Source organism: Williamsia sp. CHRR-6 (assembly GCF_018474015.1).
Lineage (GTDB): Bacteria > Actinomycetota > Actinomycetes > Mycobacteriales > Mycobacteriaceae > Williamsia_A.
In genome coordinates this window covers 36,962-51,624 of the sequence record NZ_JAHCSG010000004.1, presented here as the reverse complement: position 1 = coordinate 51,624, position 14,663 = coordinate 36,962, and the positions used below count along the sequence as shown (strand labels likewise).

Below are 14,663 nucleotides of genomic sequence, written 5' to 3'. Positions count from 1 at the left end.
GTTAGGTTAACCTAACCGGCATGTTGATTGTTCCTGCCGCCGTCACCGCGGTCACCGATCTGTCGCCCCGGTTGCGTCGGATCGTCTTCGACCTACCCCGGTCGCCCGAGCCCGCGATTCCCGGGGGACCCGATGCCGCCATCGGCATCGGCTTCTCTGCCGACCCCGAGGTGGCCGCGACCAACGGCCGTAACTACACCGTGCGCCGCATGGGGCCGGGACCGACCGAGGTGACGGTCGACTTCGTGCGGCACGCGCGGGGTGTGGCCACCGATTGGGCGCACGCGGCCCAGATCGGGGATCGGGTGCACGTGGGGTACGCGCGCAGTTGGTATCAGCCCGAAGCGAGCACCGAGTGGCAGTTGTTGGTGGCCGACATGACCGGGCTGCCCGCGCTGGCGCGCATCCTAGAAGGCCTCAGTGCTGCCCAGCAGTCATCGGTGACGGTGATCGTCGAAGTCCTCGATGCTGCCGACCTCGACTACCTGGCCGCCCCGGCGACGGTGTCGATGATCTCCTCGATCGGCACCGGCAACGGCCGCGCGCCCAGCGTGCTGGCGCAACGCGCACGGGAGTTCAGCCACCCGCCAGGCCGCGGCTACTGCTGGTTCGCCGGTGAGGCCGCGGCCAGCCGGGAGGTCCGTAAACACCTGCGTGCGCACCACGGCTTCGACACCGCCCAGTTCGACATCATCGGCTACTGGCGACGAGACTCCGAGACCTGGGATCGCCGCTACGCAGCGGTGGCCGACGACCTCTACGCCGCGTATCTCGCCGCGCGGCAGGCGGGTCGTTCGGAGAAGGAAGCAGCCGAGGAGTTCGACCTGGCGCTTGAACGGGCAGGGCTGTGAGCTGCAGTTTTGTGCCGCCGTTCACGGTCGGAAAACTTTTTTGAAAAGTCTGTAACGCCTGTCGAAGGTCCAGCGATATTCCGTGTGGCTCCGGCCGAGCTGCCAGACCCCCGACCCGGCAGCTCGGTCGGAGCCTTTATCGTGCCGCCGCGTCGAGTTCGGCGCGCAGTGTGGCTTTGGTGGAATCGTCGGCCCAGGAGCCGTCGATCGCCGCGCGTGCCAACCCCACGACGGCGGCCTCGTCGAGCCCGAGCGTTGCCGCCACCGATGCGTACTCGGCGTTGAGGTCGGTGGGGATCATCGTCGGGTCGTCGGTACTCAACGACACCGGCAGGCCGGCCCGGATCATCTGCGCCAGACCGGTGGTGGCCGGGTCCACCCCCTCGGTGAACACGCCCTCGTGGAAATTGTTGACGAACCAGCAGCCGGTGAAGTGGACCCCGGAGTCTCGGGCGAACGCGAACACCTCCGGATCACGGGTCATCGCGTACCCGTGATCGATGCGCTCGCAGCCCAGCAGCTCCAGCGATGTGCGCACGTTGGCCGCCACCCCCAGCTCGCCTGCGTGGGCGGTGCGCCTGATGCCGTGTCGGCCTGCCAGGGTGAATGCGTCGACGAACATCTCCGGTGGGCCGGTCGCCTCGTCATCGTCGATTCCCAGGCCGATGACGTACTCGCTGGGGTGGGCGATCATCGCCTCCACCAGCTGCACCGCCACCTGCGGGCTCTGGCGCCGGTTGATGTCGGCGATCAGTCGGCAACTCACGCCGTGGTCGGCTTCGGCGGCCTTGATACCGGACACCATCGCGTCCACCATCTGCCCGTAGCTCACCTGGGAATGGTTGGTGGGGGAGAAGAACATCTCCCGGTACCGCAGGTTGCCGGTGGCCTTGCCGTGCACCAACGAGTCGTAGACGCCGCGTTCGATGTCTGCCGGCGTCGCCAACGCATCGCACACCTGATAGTAGAGGTCGAGGAACTCCAAGAACGAGAAGAAGTCGTAGACATGTTCTGGGTCAGTCGTTTTCAGCTCGATACCGTGCCCGGCGGCCAGTTCGATGAAGGTCGGCGCGGGCACCGACCCCTCCAGATGACAGTGCAGCTCCACCTTGGGCAGACGCGCGATGAGATCGTCGATCGACATGGATGGACCCTAACCCCGCAGGTACTGCGACACCCGGTCAATGGGCCACACCTCGGCCATCTTCTGCGCGATGTCGAACAGGTTGGATGCGTGGATGGCCCGATCACGGTCGCCCACAGCATCTTCCACGACGATGGGAATGTAGCCGTGTTGCATCGCGTCCAGCGTGGAGGCGCGCACACAGCCGCTGGTGGAGAACCCGCCGATCAGCAGGGTGTCCACTTTCAAGGTGGTCAGCAGCGTCGAGAGCCCGGTGCCGAAGAAAGCGCTGGGGTACTGCTTGCTGATCAGTGTCTCCCCGGCCCCCACCTCGAGGCCGTCGATCGGCTCGGCGAACGGGCTGCCGTCGCAGAACGCGACCAGCGCGTCCACCTTGCGAAAGAACACCCCGGCGTCGGAGCCGTCGGCCTTGATGCGTTCCTCGGTGAAGATCACCGGAATACCTGCGGCCCTGGACATTGCGACAAGCTCGCGCAGCGACGCGGCCGCATCCTCCACCCCCGCGTACAGCGGACAGCGCGGGTCCACGTAGGCGCGCGCCGGGTCGACGACCAGCAGGGCCGGTCGCTGCCCGGGCGTCAGCTCCTGGCCGAATCCGACGCGGTCGTAGTCGTCGGCCTGCTCGCCGCGTCCGGCGAAACGTGGCATCGCCTCAGGCGCCGACCACGACGTCGCGTCGACACGTCATCAGCGGTTGGATGCGGGTGCCGTAATTCTCGATGCCGGTGACGAAGTCGTCGAACACCAGCATGATTCCTTTCACCCCGTCGAGGGCCGCTACCTCGTCGAGCATCGCGGCCACCGTCGCGTACGACCCGACCAGGGTGCCCATGTTCAGGTTCACCGCCCCCTCGGGCAGGGAGATGGTCTTGGCCGTCGAACCGTCGGTTGCCGTGGTGTCGCTGGCGGATTGATCAGCCATCCACGCCAGCGCGCCGGCGTCGGCGTTGGCGTTGTAGTCCTCCCACTTGGCGGCGGCGAGTTCGTCGGTCTCCTCGGCGATGATCATGAACAGCGGCAGCGCACCCACATCGCGGCCGGAGGTGGCGGCGGCGGCGGACAGTGCGGTGACACTGTCTGCCAGCGCCGTGGGGGTGTTGATGCCGGTGCCGAGAATGAAGTTGTAGTCGGCGAGGTCAGCGGCGAAACTCATGCCCCGACCGCTCTGGCCCGCGGCCACGATGTCGATGTGGCCGCTGGGTTTCGGGGACAGCACGCAGTCGTCCATCGTGTAGAAGGATCCGGCAAAGTTGCTGACGCCGTCGGCCCACAGCTCTTTCATCACCGTCACGTACTCTTCGGCGCGGTCGTAGCGGTTTCCGAAGTGTTCCTCACCCGGCCACAGACCCATCTGGCTGTACTCCGCCGGCGCCCATCCGGTGACGATGTTGATGCCGAAGCGCCCCGGTGCGATCGAGTCGATGGTCGAGGCCATACGCGCCACCAGAGCCGGGGGCAGCGTGAGGATGGCGGTGGATGCGTAGAGCTTGATCTTCGAGGTCACCGCGGCCAGCCCAGCCATCAGCGTGAACGACTCGAGGTTGTGGTCCCAGAACTCGGTCTGTCCGCCGAAGCCCCTCAGTTTGATCATCGACAACGCGAAATCGAGGCCGTAGTGCTCGGCGCGGCTCACGATGGTCTTGTTCAACTCGAATGACGGCATGTACTGCGGTGCGCTGGTGGAGATCAGCCATCCGTTGTTGCCGATGGGGATGAAGACGCCTATGTCCATGGTGTGCTCCCGGGCCGCCGTGACTGGTGTGAAGACGATACGAAGTGAACGTGTCCTGGTCATGATGTCGCGGTGTCGCCGTTGTTGCAGCCGTTGCGGGCATCATGAGCCCATGACGCATGCGCAGATCGCGATCATCGGCGGCACCGGCTTCTATTCGTTCTTCGACGGTCCGGTGGACGAAGTTGTTCTCGACACCCCCTTCGGCCCGCCGAGCGCGCCGGTGACCATCGGACGGGTGGACACCGGATCCGGCGATGCGGTGTCGGTGGCGTTCCTGCCCCGGCATGGTCGCGATCACGAGTACGCTCCGCACACCGTGCCCTACCGGGCGAACCTGTGGGCGTTGCGATCGTTGGCTGTGCAGCGGGTGTTCGCGCCGTGCGCGGTGGGCAGCCTCAACCCCGACATCGGGCCGGGCACCCTGGTCGTCCCCGATCAACTCGTCGACCGCACCTCCGGGCGGCCGCACACGTACTTCGACGCTGCCGCAGTGCATGTCAGCTTCGCCGATCCCTACTGCCCGCAGTTGCGCGACGCCGCACGCGTCAGCGCCCCCGACGCGATCGCCGGGGGCACGATGGTGGTGGTCGAGGGGCCCCGATTCTCCACCCGGGCCGAAAGTCAGTGGTTTGCCCGCCAGGGCTGGACCCTGGTGAACATGACCGGCCACCCCGAGGCGGTGCTGGCGCGAGAACTCCAGATGTGTTACGCCGCAGTGGCTTTGGTCACCGACACTGACGCCGGCGTGGCCGAAGGTGAGGGTGTGAGCGAGGCGGAGGTCTACGCGGTGTTCCAGCAGGGACTCGGCCGGCTGAAGGCCGTGCTGCGCGCGGCGGTGATCGTCAGCGGTGGTCTCGGCGAGTGCACGTGCGCGGCCGGCGACCACGACGTCGACGCGCTGCTCGCGGGTACGGGCCCTGGCTGAACCACGATTCAGGTCGCTAGGCTGGTGTGGTGGACATAACAGGAGCAAGTGCAATCGTGACCGGTGGCGCGTCGGGGATCGGTGAGGCCTCGGCCCGCCAGCTCGCCGCCAAGGGGGCCAAGGTCGTCGTCGCCGACCTGCAGGCCGACAAGGGCGAGGCCCTGGCCAAGGAGATCGGCGGTGTGTTCGTCAGCGTCGACGTGACCGACACCGAGCAGATCAAGGCGGCGGTGGACAAGGCCCTGGAGCTGGGACCGCTTCGTGCCCTGGTGAACTCGGCCGGTATCGGTTCGGCACAGCGCACCATCGGTCGCGACGGTGAGTACGACTCGGCGTTCAACCTCGACATCTACAAGAAGGTCATCGCGATCAACCTGATCGGCACTTTCGACTGCATCCGCCTCGCGGCCACCGCGATGAGCCGCGCCGAGGCGACCGACACCGGCGAGAAGGGCGCCATCGTGAACATGGCCAGTGTCGCGGCGTTCGACGGTCAGATCGGGCAGGTCGCCTACTCGTCGTCCAAGGGCGGTGTGGTCGGCATGACCCTGCCCGTCGCCCGTGACCTCGCGGCTGCGGGTATCCGGGTGAACACCGTCGCCCCCGGCCTCATCGACACCCCGATCTATGGCAGCGGCCCGGAGTCTGAAGCGTTCAAGGCCCACCTGGGGGAGAGCGTGCTGTTCCCCAAGCGCCTCGGGCAGCCCGATGAGCTGGCCTCGATGGTGATCGAGTTGATCACCAACTCCTACATGAACGCCGAGGTGGTGCGCGTCGACGGCGGTATCCGGCTGCCACCGAAGTAGCGGCGCAGCCGTGGGCTCAGTCCGCGAGGAACATCACCGATCCGGTGACGCGGAGCCCGACCCGGCCGCCCACTGCAGGCGCTGACCCGGACATCCGAGTGCGGACAACCACTCCGGTGTCGTTGTGGCGCATCGTTGCCATGGTGTCTGGTCCGGTGAACGTGACGCGGTCGACGGCGAACGCACCAGTGCCATCCGCTGTGGCGACAACCTGTTCGGGTCGCACGACCACGAGCCCACGCCCTGCGCTGTGGCCGTGCACCGCGACCTCTCCGAGCACACACGTGGCCGTTGCGCCGTTGCCGACAGCGTCGAGGAGGACGCCTTCACCGACGAACTGGGCAACGTGCCCGGACTGCGGGCGCGAGTAGACCTCCTGTGGAGAGCCTGCCTGCGCAACCGCCCCGTCGAGTAGCACCACGATGTCGTCGGCAATCGACAGTGCTTCGGCTTGGTCATGCGTCACGACGATCGCAGCTGTCCGCTGCGCCCGCAGTGCAAGTGTGACGACGTCGCGCAACGACGAGCGTAGACCCGCGTCGAGGGCAGCGAACGGCTCGTCGAGCAGGACCACGCGCGGCCGAGGGGCGAGGGCTCGCGCCAATGCGACCCGCTGCTGCTGACCGCCCGACAGGTGCTGGGGTCGTGCGTGGAGCAGGTGTGCGACACCGGCCAGCTCGGCGACCTCCGTCACCCGCGCTGTGCGCGCGTGGCGACCTGCACGCGGCAGACCGAACGCGATGTTCGCTCCGACGTCGAGATGGGGGAACAGGGCTCCCTCCTGTGGCATGAGTCCTACACCCCGCCGTTCAGCCGGGACCGACCGCCGCCCGTTCGCCACCACCTCGCCTCCGATGGTCACCGAACCCGAGTCGATGGGGTGCAGGCCGGCGATCGCTCGTAGCAAAGTCGTCTTGCCGCACCCGGAGGGACCGAGCAGCGCGGTGATGGCGCCTGGCCTCACAGCCAGCGACACCGCGTGAACAACGGTCCGCCGACCGTGAGACACGCTCACCTCGTCGAGGCGCACCGCATCGGGGGTGGCAGTGCGTGGATTCTGGTGGCTCACGGCCTGAGCTCCCGTGCACGGTGCACCGGGGGAGTCATCACTCGCGTGAGCAGCAGGGTCGGGACGGCCGAGACGGCGATCAGTGCGAGAGCGTACGGTGCTGCTTCCCCGTAGCGCAGCACCTGCGTGGTCGACCAGAGTTCGGTCGCGAGCGTGTCCACACCACGCGGGCGCAGCATCAGGGTGGCGGGCAGTTCCTTTGCCACCGTGACGAAGACGAGTGCCGCGCCCGCGATCATGCCCGGCGCGGCGATGGGCAACGTCACCCGCAGCGTCGTCGACAGTCCCCCGCGTCCCAGGGTGCGGGATACCTCCTCGAGGGCCACCGGCGACGCCGCAATCGCCGCGCGGGTGCTGCCGACGGCCAGCGGCAGAAACAACACGGCGTAGGCGATGATGAGAAGACCCTGCGTCTGGTAAACCCCCGGGAGCAACCGGATTCCGACGAACACCATGGCCAGCGCGATGGTGATCCCGGGCAGGCCGTGCGCCACATAGGTCGCTGACTCGGCGAAACGTGCTGCAGTGGAGGTAGATCGCGCTGCGAACAACGCCACCGGGAACGCCAGCACCGCCACGACGATCGCAGCGATCGCTGACAGTTGGACCGTCGCAGCGGTCGTCGCGAGGACATCGGCGACGTCGAGCGACCGACGCAGCGACCTCACCATCCATCCCACAAGACCCACCGCCGGGTAGATCACCCCGACCGCCACCACAGAGACGACCACCAGTAGCGCGGGTGATCGCATGCCGCGCAGTGTGATCGGAGCGAGATAGGTGTCGACACCGGATCCGACACGTGCGGTGGCGCCGCGCCGGACGCGACGCTCCAGCAGGGTCACGCTCACAGCGAGAACCACGAGGATCATGCCGAGAACTGCGGCCGCTGTGCGGTCGAACCCTCCTCGATAGGCGCTGTAGACGCCGATGGTGAAAGCCTCGTACCGCATGAGCGCAACGGCCCCGAAGTCGCTCATCGTGTACAGCGCGGCCAGCAGCCCACCCGCCGCTGCTGCGGGCCACACCCGCCTCATCTCGACCGTGAGCGTCGTTCGAAGAACGCTGTGTCCCAACGTCCGCGCCACGTCGACCGTCCCGGCGTCGCCAGTCGACAGCGCCGCGGCCACGGGCAGCATGACGAGCGGATAGCACGCGGTGGTCAGCACGAGGACTGCGCCGGGTAGCCCGGCGAGCGCGGCGAAGTCGGCGATCCAGACATACCCGGAGACGTACGAGGGGATTGCCAACGGCGCGGCGAGTGCGATCGCCCATCCGCGTCTGCCGGGAAGATCGGTGCGCGTCGTCAACCACGCCAGAGCGACGCCGACGACCATCGACAGCGCCGTCACGATCACGACGAGTACCACTGTGGCCAGAGCCAACTCGGCCGTGCGTGGTCGGGTGAGCAGCGCGATGACCGGGTCGGGGCCGCGTTCGAAAGCGCGGATCACCAAGTACACCAGCGGGATCAGGCTTCCCGCGGCCACGAGGAGCGCGGTTGCGCCGAGCGCGTGCCGGGTCATCGCCTCAGATCATTCCGACCTTGGTGAGCAGTGCCTGAGTCTGCTCGAGGGACGCCAGCTGTCCCAGGTCGAGGTCTGATGCACCTGAGGGTAGGGGCGGGAGATCGAACTTCGAGGTGACCCCCGCGACGACAGGGTATTCAGCCGTCTCGTCGGCGAAGTACTGCTGTGACTGAGCCGAGAGCATCTCCCGCACGAGCGCGAAGGCCTGTTCGGTGTTGTCCGCCGAGGCGAGTACTCCGACGCCGGCCACGTTGACCAGCGAGCCGGGGTCGTTGGCCGCGAACGAGTGCAGCGCCAGCGAGGCGGTAGCGCCCTTCTCCGCGATGTAGGGATAGAAGTAGTAGTGGTTCGTCAGTCCCGCAGCGACCTGCCCGTCGTCGACGGCGCTGATCAGTGGGCCGTTGCCCTCGAAGGCGACCGGCTCGTTGGCTGAGAACGCGCGCAGCCACTTCTCTGCGCCGTCTTCGCCCCGCGCAACGCGCAGCCCGGTGACGAACGCCTGGAAGGAGGCGTTGGTCGGTGCGTAGCCGATCTTGCCCTTCCAGCGCGGGTCAAGGATCCCATCGATCCCGGTCGGCAGGTCCGTGGCCTGCACGTCGTCGGTGTTGTACGCCAGCACGCGCGCCCGCGCCGACGTCGCGACCCAGGTGCCGTTGGCGCTGCGATAGCGCTCGGGGACGCGGTCGAGGATGTCCTGCGGGAGGGTGGCGAGGACGCCCGCGTCGTCGAGAGCCCCGAGCGCGCCGGCGTCCTGGCCGAGGAACACGTCGGCCGGACTGCGGTCGCCCTCTTCGAGGATCTTGGCGGCTTGGGCGTTGGTGTTGCCTGAGTAATCGACTTCGACCCTGACTCCGACGCCTGCGCCGATGCGATCGATCAGGGGGTCGACAAGGTCCTCGTCGCGGCCGGAGTAGATGACGAGTTCGGACCCCGCTGACGAGGCTGAGCGGCCTTCCTCGCCCGACGACGCGGAGCCGCAGGCGGTCACCCCGCTCAGCAAGAGTGCGGTTGTTACGGCGACGGTCAGTCGGCGGTGGAAGGACACGTGAACCTCGCATTGGTGGTGGATCGGACAACGCGGTGAGGCTAGCACGTAGTCAGGTAAGGCTCGCCTGACTTCTGGCCCGGGGCCGCACCCCTCGCCGGCCGCCTGTTACTGTTATTGACAGTCGTTGTCGATAACTGCAGGCGTGGGTCGGAGGGGGAGGCGGGTGCTGGACGTCGAGGACCTCTCGGTGTCGGCCGGCACCACCCCGCTGGTGCGCGAGGTGTCGTTGCGTGTCGCTTCCGGCGAGGCGGTGGCGCTCGTGGGCGCCTCTGGTTCAGGGAAGTCGACCGTGGCCGCAGCGATCGTCGGCGCGTTGGCGCCCAACCTGACCGCACACGGCACCATCCGTATCGACGGACTACGTGTGGATGCCCGGCCGGCCCGGGCCCGCCCGGCTGGTGCGCGGGCGGCGATGGTCTTCCAGGACTCGGCCACCGCGCTCAACCCGCTCGTCCCCGTCGGCCGGCAACTACATGCTGTGGCCCGGCGTGACGTGGCCGATCTTCTGCGCGACGTGGGGCTCGGCGACGTCCCCGCCTGTGCCGAACGCCTGCCCGCCGAGCTGTCGGGCGGGCAACGCCAACGGGTCTGCATCGCGTTGGCGTTGGCCGCTCACGCCCCGGTGATCGTCGCCGACGAGCCGACCACTGCCCTCGACGTGGTGACACAGGCAGGCATCTTGCGCACACTGCGGGCCCTGCCCACCGCACTCGTGCTCATCACCCATGACATCGCCGTGGCCGCGGCTGTCTGCGATCGCATCGTTGTGCTCGACGCGGGTCGTGTGGTGGAAAGCGGTTGCACCGCTGCACTTCTCGAATCTCCGACCTCGACCGCAGCCAACAGTCTGATCCAGCGGGCTCGCCGAGCCGAGCGCACGGTAGTCGGCGGTCGGCGATGGGCGTGACCGACAACGGATTGCGAGGGCGCGCGCTGACGATGGTGCGCGCAACGCGGCGGGGTGAGATGACCACCCTCGCTGCAGCCGACGTGCTGGTGCGCCCGGGTGAGCGCATCGGACTCGTCGGTGAGTCCGGATCGGGCAAGTCCACCCTGTTGCGCCTGCTGCTCGCGCTGGATGCGCCCACCTCGGGTGCGCTCACCCTCGACGGCCGGCCTGTGCTCGCCGGATCGGCGGCGTCGGTGCGCTGGTTTCGGCGGCGCGTCGCGTTCGTGCCGCAGGACCCCGCCACCACGCTCGATCCCCGCCGCACGGTGGAACATTCGGTCATGGCGCCGCTGCGGTATCTCCGGCTGGCCGGCGATCATCGCCAACTGATGCGAGAGTCGTTGCAGATCATGGGGTTACGCCCAGATCTGGCCGACCGGCGGCCGGCTGAACTCTCGGGTGGTCAACGGCAGCGCGTGGTCATCGCGCGAGCGCTGGCGTGTCGACCCGACTACCTACTGGCCGACGAGCCGGTCAGTGGACTCGACCTCACCGTGCGCGAACAGGTCCTCGACGCCTTCGCCGATCTGCCGAAAACTACTGCGCTGCTGATGGTGTCGCATGATCTGTCGGTGGTGGCCCACACCTGCGATCGTCTGCTGGTCATGCACCGGGGACGCATCGTGGAGTCGGGGCCGACTGCCGCGGTGATCGCCGCGCCGCACCATCCACACACCCGTGAACTCATCGACGCCGTCCCCCTCCTGCCGGCGGCATCGCCGTCGCCGCGCATCACCACCAGCAAAGGAACACCGTGTATCCAGTGAGGTCCATACCCGTCATCGCGATGATCGTGGTCGTCGCGTCAGTGGCGGCCGGTTGCTTCGCCTCGGGCTCGTCGGATTCGGCCGATGGGCGACTGCGGCTTGCCATGTTGTTACCTCCGCGCTCGGGTTTGTCGCCATTCAGTGACGACGCCTTCAAGTTGTCGCGGTGGTCCACCGGTGAAACTCTGGTGGTGCTGGATGCCGCCGGCGACGCCAAGCCTGCCCTCTCGACGGCCTGGCGACGGGTCGACCCCACGACGTGGCGGTTCGAGCTGCGCTCGGGGGTGCGGTTCCATGACGACACCCCGCTGACCGCCCAGACGGTGGTCGGGGCGCTGACGGCGGCGACGCGTGCCAAGCCGGTGCCCCGGGTGCTCGACGGCGTCGAGGTGACCGCCCGAGCCGACGGGAACGCGGTGCTGGTCGCCACAAAGGACCCGGATCCGCTGCTGCCGCAACGCTTGTCGAGCCCGCAGCTCACCATCCTGGCTCCTGCCGCCTACCGTGACCCGGCTCGGGTCGACCCGATCCGGCACGGCACCGGCGCCTTCGTCCTCACCTCGGTGAACGGGCGAGCCAGCGCGAAGCTCGACCGCTTCGACCGCTACTGGGGTGGCAAGGCGAAACTGGCCGGAATCGACGTCGACTTCGTCCCCGAGGGGCAGACGCGGGCGGCTGCGTTGCGCAACGGTTCGGCCGACGTGGTGGAGGCCGTGCCGGTGTCACAGGCCTCGCTGGTCGACGGCGCGCTGCTGCATCCGGTGCAGATGCCGCGCACCAACACGCTGTACCTCAACACCAGGCGGGGGCCTTTCGCCCAGGCGGGCCTGCGTGCCGCCGCGCGGTCGGCGGTGGATCGCCAACGGTTGGTCGACCAGGTGTACGAGGGTCGGGCCGACACGGCACAAGGGCTGCTGGGCCCGGCGATCCCGTGGTCGAAGGATCGTCCCGCACGAACTGAGGCTCCCGCCGGGAACCCGGCCGGCGCCACCATCACGCTGGCCACCTTCACCGACCGTCCCGAGCTGCCCGAGGTCGCCACGGTGCTCGCCGAGGAGCTCACCGCTCGAGGATTCACGGTCAAGCAGGTGGTTCGGGAGTACCAGTTCATCGAAAACGACATGTTGGCAGGCGTATTCGACGCCTTCATCCTCTCGCGGGCCACGGTGCTCGACACCGGTGACCCGTTGGCGTATCTCCGCTCGGACTTCTCCTGCGCCGGGTCGTTCAACATCTCCCAGTTCTGTGACCCCGCCGTCGACGCGGCGATGAACGCTGCCGGCGTACTTGAGGCCGGACTGGCACGGCAGACGGCCACCCTCGATGTGGAAAAGCAGATCCTCGAGCGCGACGTGGCGGTGCCGCTGCTGCACGAGCGGGTGTTGCAGGGCGAGTCGCGGCGGGTGGCCAACGTCGCACGTGACCCCCGCGAGCGGGAGTTGATCACCAACGCCACCACGATCGACTGACCGTGCCGCCCGCGCTCCGACACTTCGATCGGCCGACGGTGCTGGTCGTGGTGTCCCGCGTGATCACCGTCGCGGCTGTGGTCGTCGTCGTCGGGCTGCTGCCGTTGTTGTCCGACCGCGACCCGGCGCAGAGCATCCTGCGCGCCCGATCGGCCGAACGCGACATCACCCCGCAGGCGCTGGACGCCATCCGCGACGACCTCGGCCTGCAGGGCGGGCCGGTGTCCACCTTCGGACACTGGCTGGGTGGGGTGCTGTCCGGTGACCCAGGACGGTCGTGGATCTCCGGAGAGCCGGTGCTCTCACCCGCGGTGTCGGCGCTGGGAGTGTCGTTGACGCTCATGGCATGTGCTCTCGTGGTGGCCGTGGTGGTGGCTGCGTTGCTGGTGGTGCCGACCGTCCGCGACGGACTGGCCGGGCGGCCCCGGCGAGGTTCGGGTGCGTCGGCGGTGGCCCTGACCTCGGTACCGGAGTTCCTGTGGGCGGCGATGCTGTTGGTGGTCGGCGCGGTGTGGTTGTCGCTTCCGGCGTACGGCTGGAACGGACCCACCCAGGCGCTGCTGCCCGCGTTGGCGTTGGGACTGCCTGCCGGTGGACTGTTGGGTCGGCTGTTGTCGGATGCGGTAGCCACCACGTTCACCGAGCACTGGGTGACCACCTGGTCGGTTGCCGGGTTCAGCTCGGGGGCGATCATCCGGGCGGTGCTGCGCCGCGCGGTGGCGGGCCTCATGCCGCAGATCGGCCTGGTGATGGTCGGTCTCACCGCCGGCGCGGTGGCGGTGGAGGAGGTGTTCGCGATCCCCGGACTGGGGCGGCAGCTTCTCGACGATGCGCGGGCGCAGGATCTGCCTGCGCTGCAGATCGGCATCGTGTTGCTGCTCGGGGTGAGTGTTGTCCTGGGCGTGATGGCCGAGGTGGTCCGCCGCGGCCTGCTGGGTCGCGCTCGTCGTCTGGGTTCACTCCCGATGGCGCAGAACGTCTTTGCCACGGCCGGCGCGGCCCGAGCGGTGCCCGCTGTGGCCGTGGGTCTGCTGGCGGTGGTCGTGGCCGGTGGAATGGCGCGTGACCCACTGGCCACCTCCCGGGCTCGGCTGGCGGCACCGAGTTGGTCGCACCCTTTCGGTACCGACGCGGTGGGCCGTGACGTGCTGGCCCGCGTGGCCCACGGGGCGTGGCACAGCATCGGTGTGGGAGTGGTGGTGCTGGTCGCCGCGCTGGTGATCGGGCTGGTGGTGGGGATGCTGGCGCACCTGGGTCGGGGTCCGATCGAGGTGTTCAATGCGTTGCCGCCGGTGCTGGTCGGGTTGGTGGTGGCCGGGGTGGCGGGTCCGTCCACCTCTGGGGCTGCGGTGGCCGTGGTGATCGCCAGTTGGGCTCCGCTGGCGGCCCATACCGCCGCGCTCATCGACGAGCAACGATCCATGCCCTACGTGCGGGTGTTGCCTGCGTTGGGAGCTGGTCGTGTACGGATTATGTGGGAGACCGTGCTGCCCGCGGTGCTGCCCGCCGTGGTCCGCCATGCTGCGTTGCGCCTGCCCGGGGTGGTGTTGGCCCTGGCGGCGCTGGGCTTTCTGGGGTTGGGTTCGGCTCCCCCGCAACCGGATTGGGGGCTGATCCTGGCCGACGGCATCCCGGTGGTGGAGCGGGCGCCGTGGGTGGTGTTGGGTCCCCTGGTGTCGTTGATCGCGCTGTCGGTGGCGGCCACCGGCCTGGCCGGGTGTCAGTCCGTCAGACGGCGACGCACCACTGGTTCAAAGGCGTCGGTGAGCGCGGAGTAGCCGGATTCGTTGGGATGGAAGAAGTCCGGGGCCAGTTTGCCTTTCCAGCTCGCCGGTCCGGCGGTGCGCATGTCGACCACGTGGATGCGACCGGCACGCTGGGCCGATTCGATGTGGGCGTTTGCGGCCTGGGCAGCGTCGCGGGGCTGCGGCAGCGTGGCCACCACCGACCCGTCGGGTAGCCGTTGCACCAGCTCGGCCATCGCCGAGGGCAACCGTTCGCTGTGCTCGCGTCCGCCGAACAGGTCGTTGGAGCCGATCAGCACGGTCACCAGGTCGACGGTGTGGGCCACCGACTCGAGGATCGGGAGTTGTTGGGCCAGAACGTCGGTGGTGCGCGCGCCGGTGGCCGACAAGTTCAGCAGATCCAGCCGGTGGCCGGTGCGGTGTAGTCGTTGCTCCAGCTGTCCGGCCCAGCCACCCTCGGGATGTGCCGCGCCGATGCCCTGGGCCATCGAGTCCCCCAACACCACCCAGCGCCGCCGGTCGCGGGCCCACGCCTGCCGATTTCGGGCCACCCAGTGCTGGGCGTAGGGCTCGCGTTGGGCTAACACCCGCCGCACCCCGGGCAGCACCAACGACAACAACCGCAC

14 protein-coding genes are annotated in these 14,663 nt (G+C 68.4%); 7 read left to right on the top strand and 7 right to left on the bottom strand.

The window, feature by feature from the left end:
- The first annotated feature begins 20 nt into the window (after positions 1-20).
- Entirely contained in the window at positions 21-851 is an 831-nt protein-coding gene (locus tag KIK15_RS11845) for a siderophore-interacting protein (protein WP_214244723.1), read from the top strand.
- A gap of 136 nt (positions 852-987) precedes the next feature.
- Here KIK15_RS11845 and add read toward each other — a convergent pair whose 3' ends face one another.
- The 3 genes from add to rutA are packed head-to-tail and all read right to left on the bottom strand — an operon-like array spanning position 988 to position 3,727.
- Positions 988-1,995, bottom strand: coding sequence for an adenosine deaminase (gene add, locus KIK15_RS11840; protein ID WP_214244721.1), 1,008 nt, complete (start codon positions 1,993-1,995; stop codon positions 988-990).
- 9 nt (positions 1,996-2,004) lie between these two features.
- Positions 2,005-2,643 (bottom strand): isochorismatase family protein, encoded by a 639-nt coding sequence (locus KIK15_RS11835; RefSeq protein ID WP_214244719.1) that lies wholly within the window; start codon positions 2,641-2,643, stop codon positions 2,005-2,007.
- A 4-nt stretch (positions 2,644-2,647) separates the two neighbouring features.
- Positions 2,648-3,727 (bottom strand): pyrimidine utilization protein A, encoded by a 1,080-nt coding sequence (rutA, locus tag KIK15_RS11830; RefSeq protein ID WP_214244717.1) that lies wholly within the window; start codon positions 3,725-3,727, stop codon positions 2,648-2,650.
- 112 nt (positions 3,728-3,839) lie between these two features.
- Between rutA and KIK15_RS11825 the strand changes: the two genes are divergently transcribed.
- Positions 3,840-4,655 (top strand): S-methyl-5'-thioadenosine phosphorylase, encoded by an 816-nt coding sequence (locus KIK15_RS11825; protein ID WP_214244716.1) that lies wholly within the window; start codon positions 3,840-3,842, stop codon positions 4,653-4,655.
- 29 nt (positions 4,656-4,684) lie between these two features.
- Entirely contained in the window at positions 4,685-5,461 is a 777-nt protein-coding gene (locus tag KIK15_RS11820) for an SDR family NAD(P)-dependent oxidoreductase (protein ID WP_214244714.1), read from the top strand.
- Positions 5,462-5,477: 16 nt separating this feature from the next.
- Here the strand turns inward: KIK15_RS11820 and KIK15_RS11815 are convergent, their stop codons facing one another.
- Genes KIK15_RS11815 through KIK15_RS11805 form a run of 3 tightly spaced genes read right to left on the bottom strand, consistent with a single transcriptional unit; the run spans position 5,478 to position 9,104 of the window.
- A complete protein-coding gene (locus KIK15_RS11815) occupies positions 5,478-6,530 on the bottom strand; it encodes an ABC transporter ATP-binding protein (protein WP_214244711.1) in 1,053 nt (350 codons plus the stop codon).
- Positions 6,527-8,056, bottom strand: coding sequence for an iron ABC transporter permease (locus KIK15_RS11810; RefSeq protein WP_214244709.1), 1,530 nt, complete (start codon positions 8,054-8,056; stop codon positions 6,527-6,529). Before KIK15_RS11810 ends, KIK15_RS11815 begins: the two co-directional genes overlap by 4 nt.
- 4 nt (positions 8,057-8,060) lie before the next feature.
- Positions 8,061-9,104, bottom strand: a complete 1,044-nt coding sequence (locus KIK15_RS11805) for an iron ABC transporter substrate-binding protein (RefSeq protein ID WP_214244707.1) — start codon at positions 9,102-9,104, stop codon at positions 8,061-8,063.
- Between the two features lie 166 nt (positions 9,105-9,270).
- Here KIK15_RS11805 and KIK15_RS11800 point away from each other — a divergent pair, with 166 nt between their 5' ends.
- The 4 genes from KIK15_RS11800 to KIK15_RS11785 are packed head-to-tail and all read left to right on the top strand — an operon-like array spanning position 9,271 to position 14,070.
- Positions 9,271-10,014, top strand: coding sequence for a dipeptide/oligopeptide/nickel ABC transporter ATP-binding protein (locus tag KIK15_RS11800; RefSeq protein ID WP_214244705.1), 744 nt, complete (start codon positions 9,271-9,273; stop codon positions 10,012-10,014).
- A gap of 59 nt (positions 10,015-10,073) precedes the next feature.
- Positions 10,074-10,823, top strand: coding sequence for an ABC transporter ATP-binding protein (locus KIK15_RS11795; protein WP_214244703.1), 750 nt, complete (start codon positions 10,074-10,076; stop codon positions 10,821-10,823).
- On the top strand, positions 10,820-12,292 hold the full coding sequence (locus tag KIK15_RS11790; RefSeq protein ID WP_307851859.1) for an ABC transporter substrate-binding protein: 1,473 nt from the start codon (positions 10,820-10,822) through the stop codon (positions 12,290-12,292). The genes KIK15_RS11795 and KIK15_RS11790 overlap by 4 nt, the downstream gene beginning before the upstream one ends.
- A gap of 2 nt (positions 12,293-12,294) precedes the next feature.
- A complete protein-coding gene (locus KIK15_RS11785; RefSeq protein ID WP_307851858.1) occupies positions 12,295-14,070 on the top strand; it encodes an ABC transporter permease subunit in 1,776 nt (591 codons plus the stop codon).
- On the opposite strand, the gene KIK15_RS11780 is transcribed toward KIK15_RS11785, so the two are convergent.
- The gene (locus tag KIK15_RS11780) at positions 14,013-14,663 is read right to left on the bottom strand and encodes an SGNH/GDSL hydrolase family protein (protein ID WP_214244701.1); all 651 of its coding nucleotides are present in this window, start codon (positions 14,661-14,663) and stop codon (positions 14,013-14,015) included. The two genes, KIK15_RS11785 and KIK15_RS11780, sit on opposite strands and share 58 nt — an antisense overlap.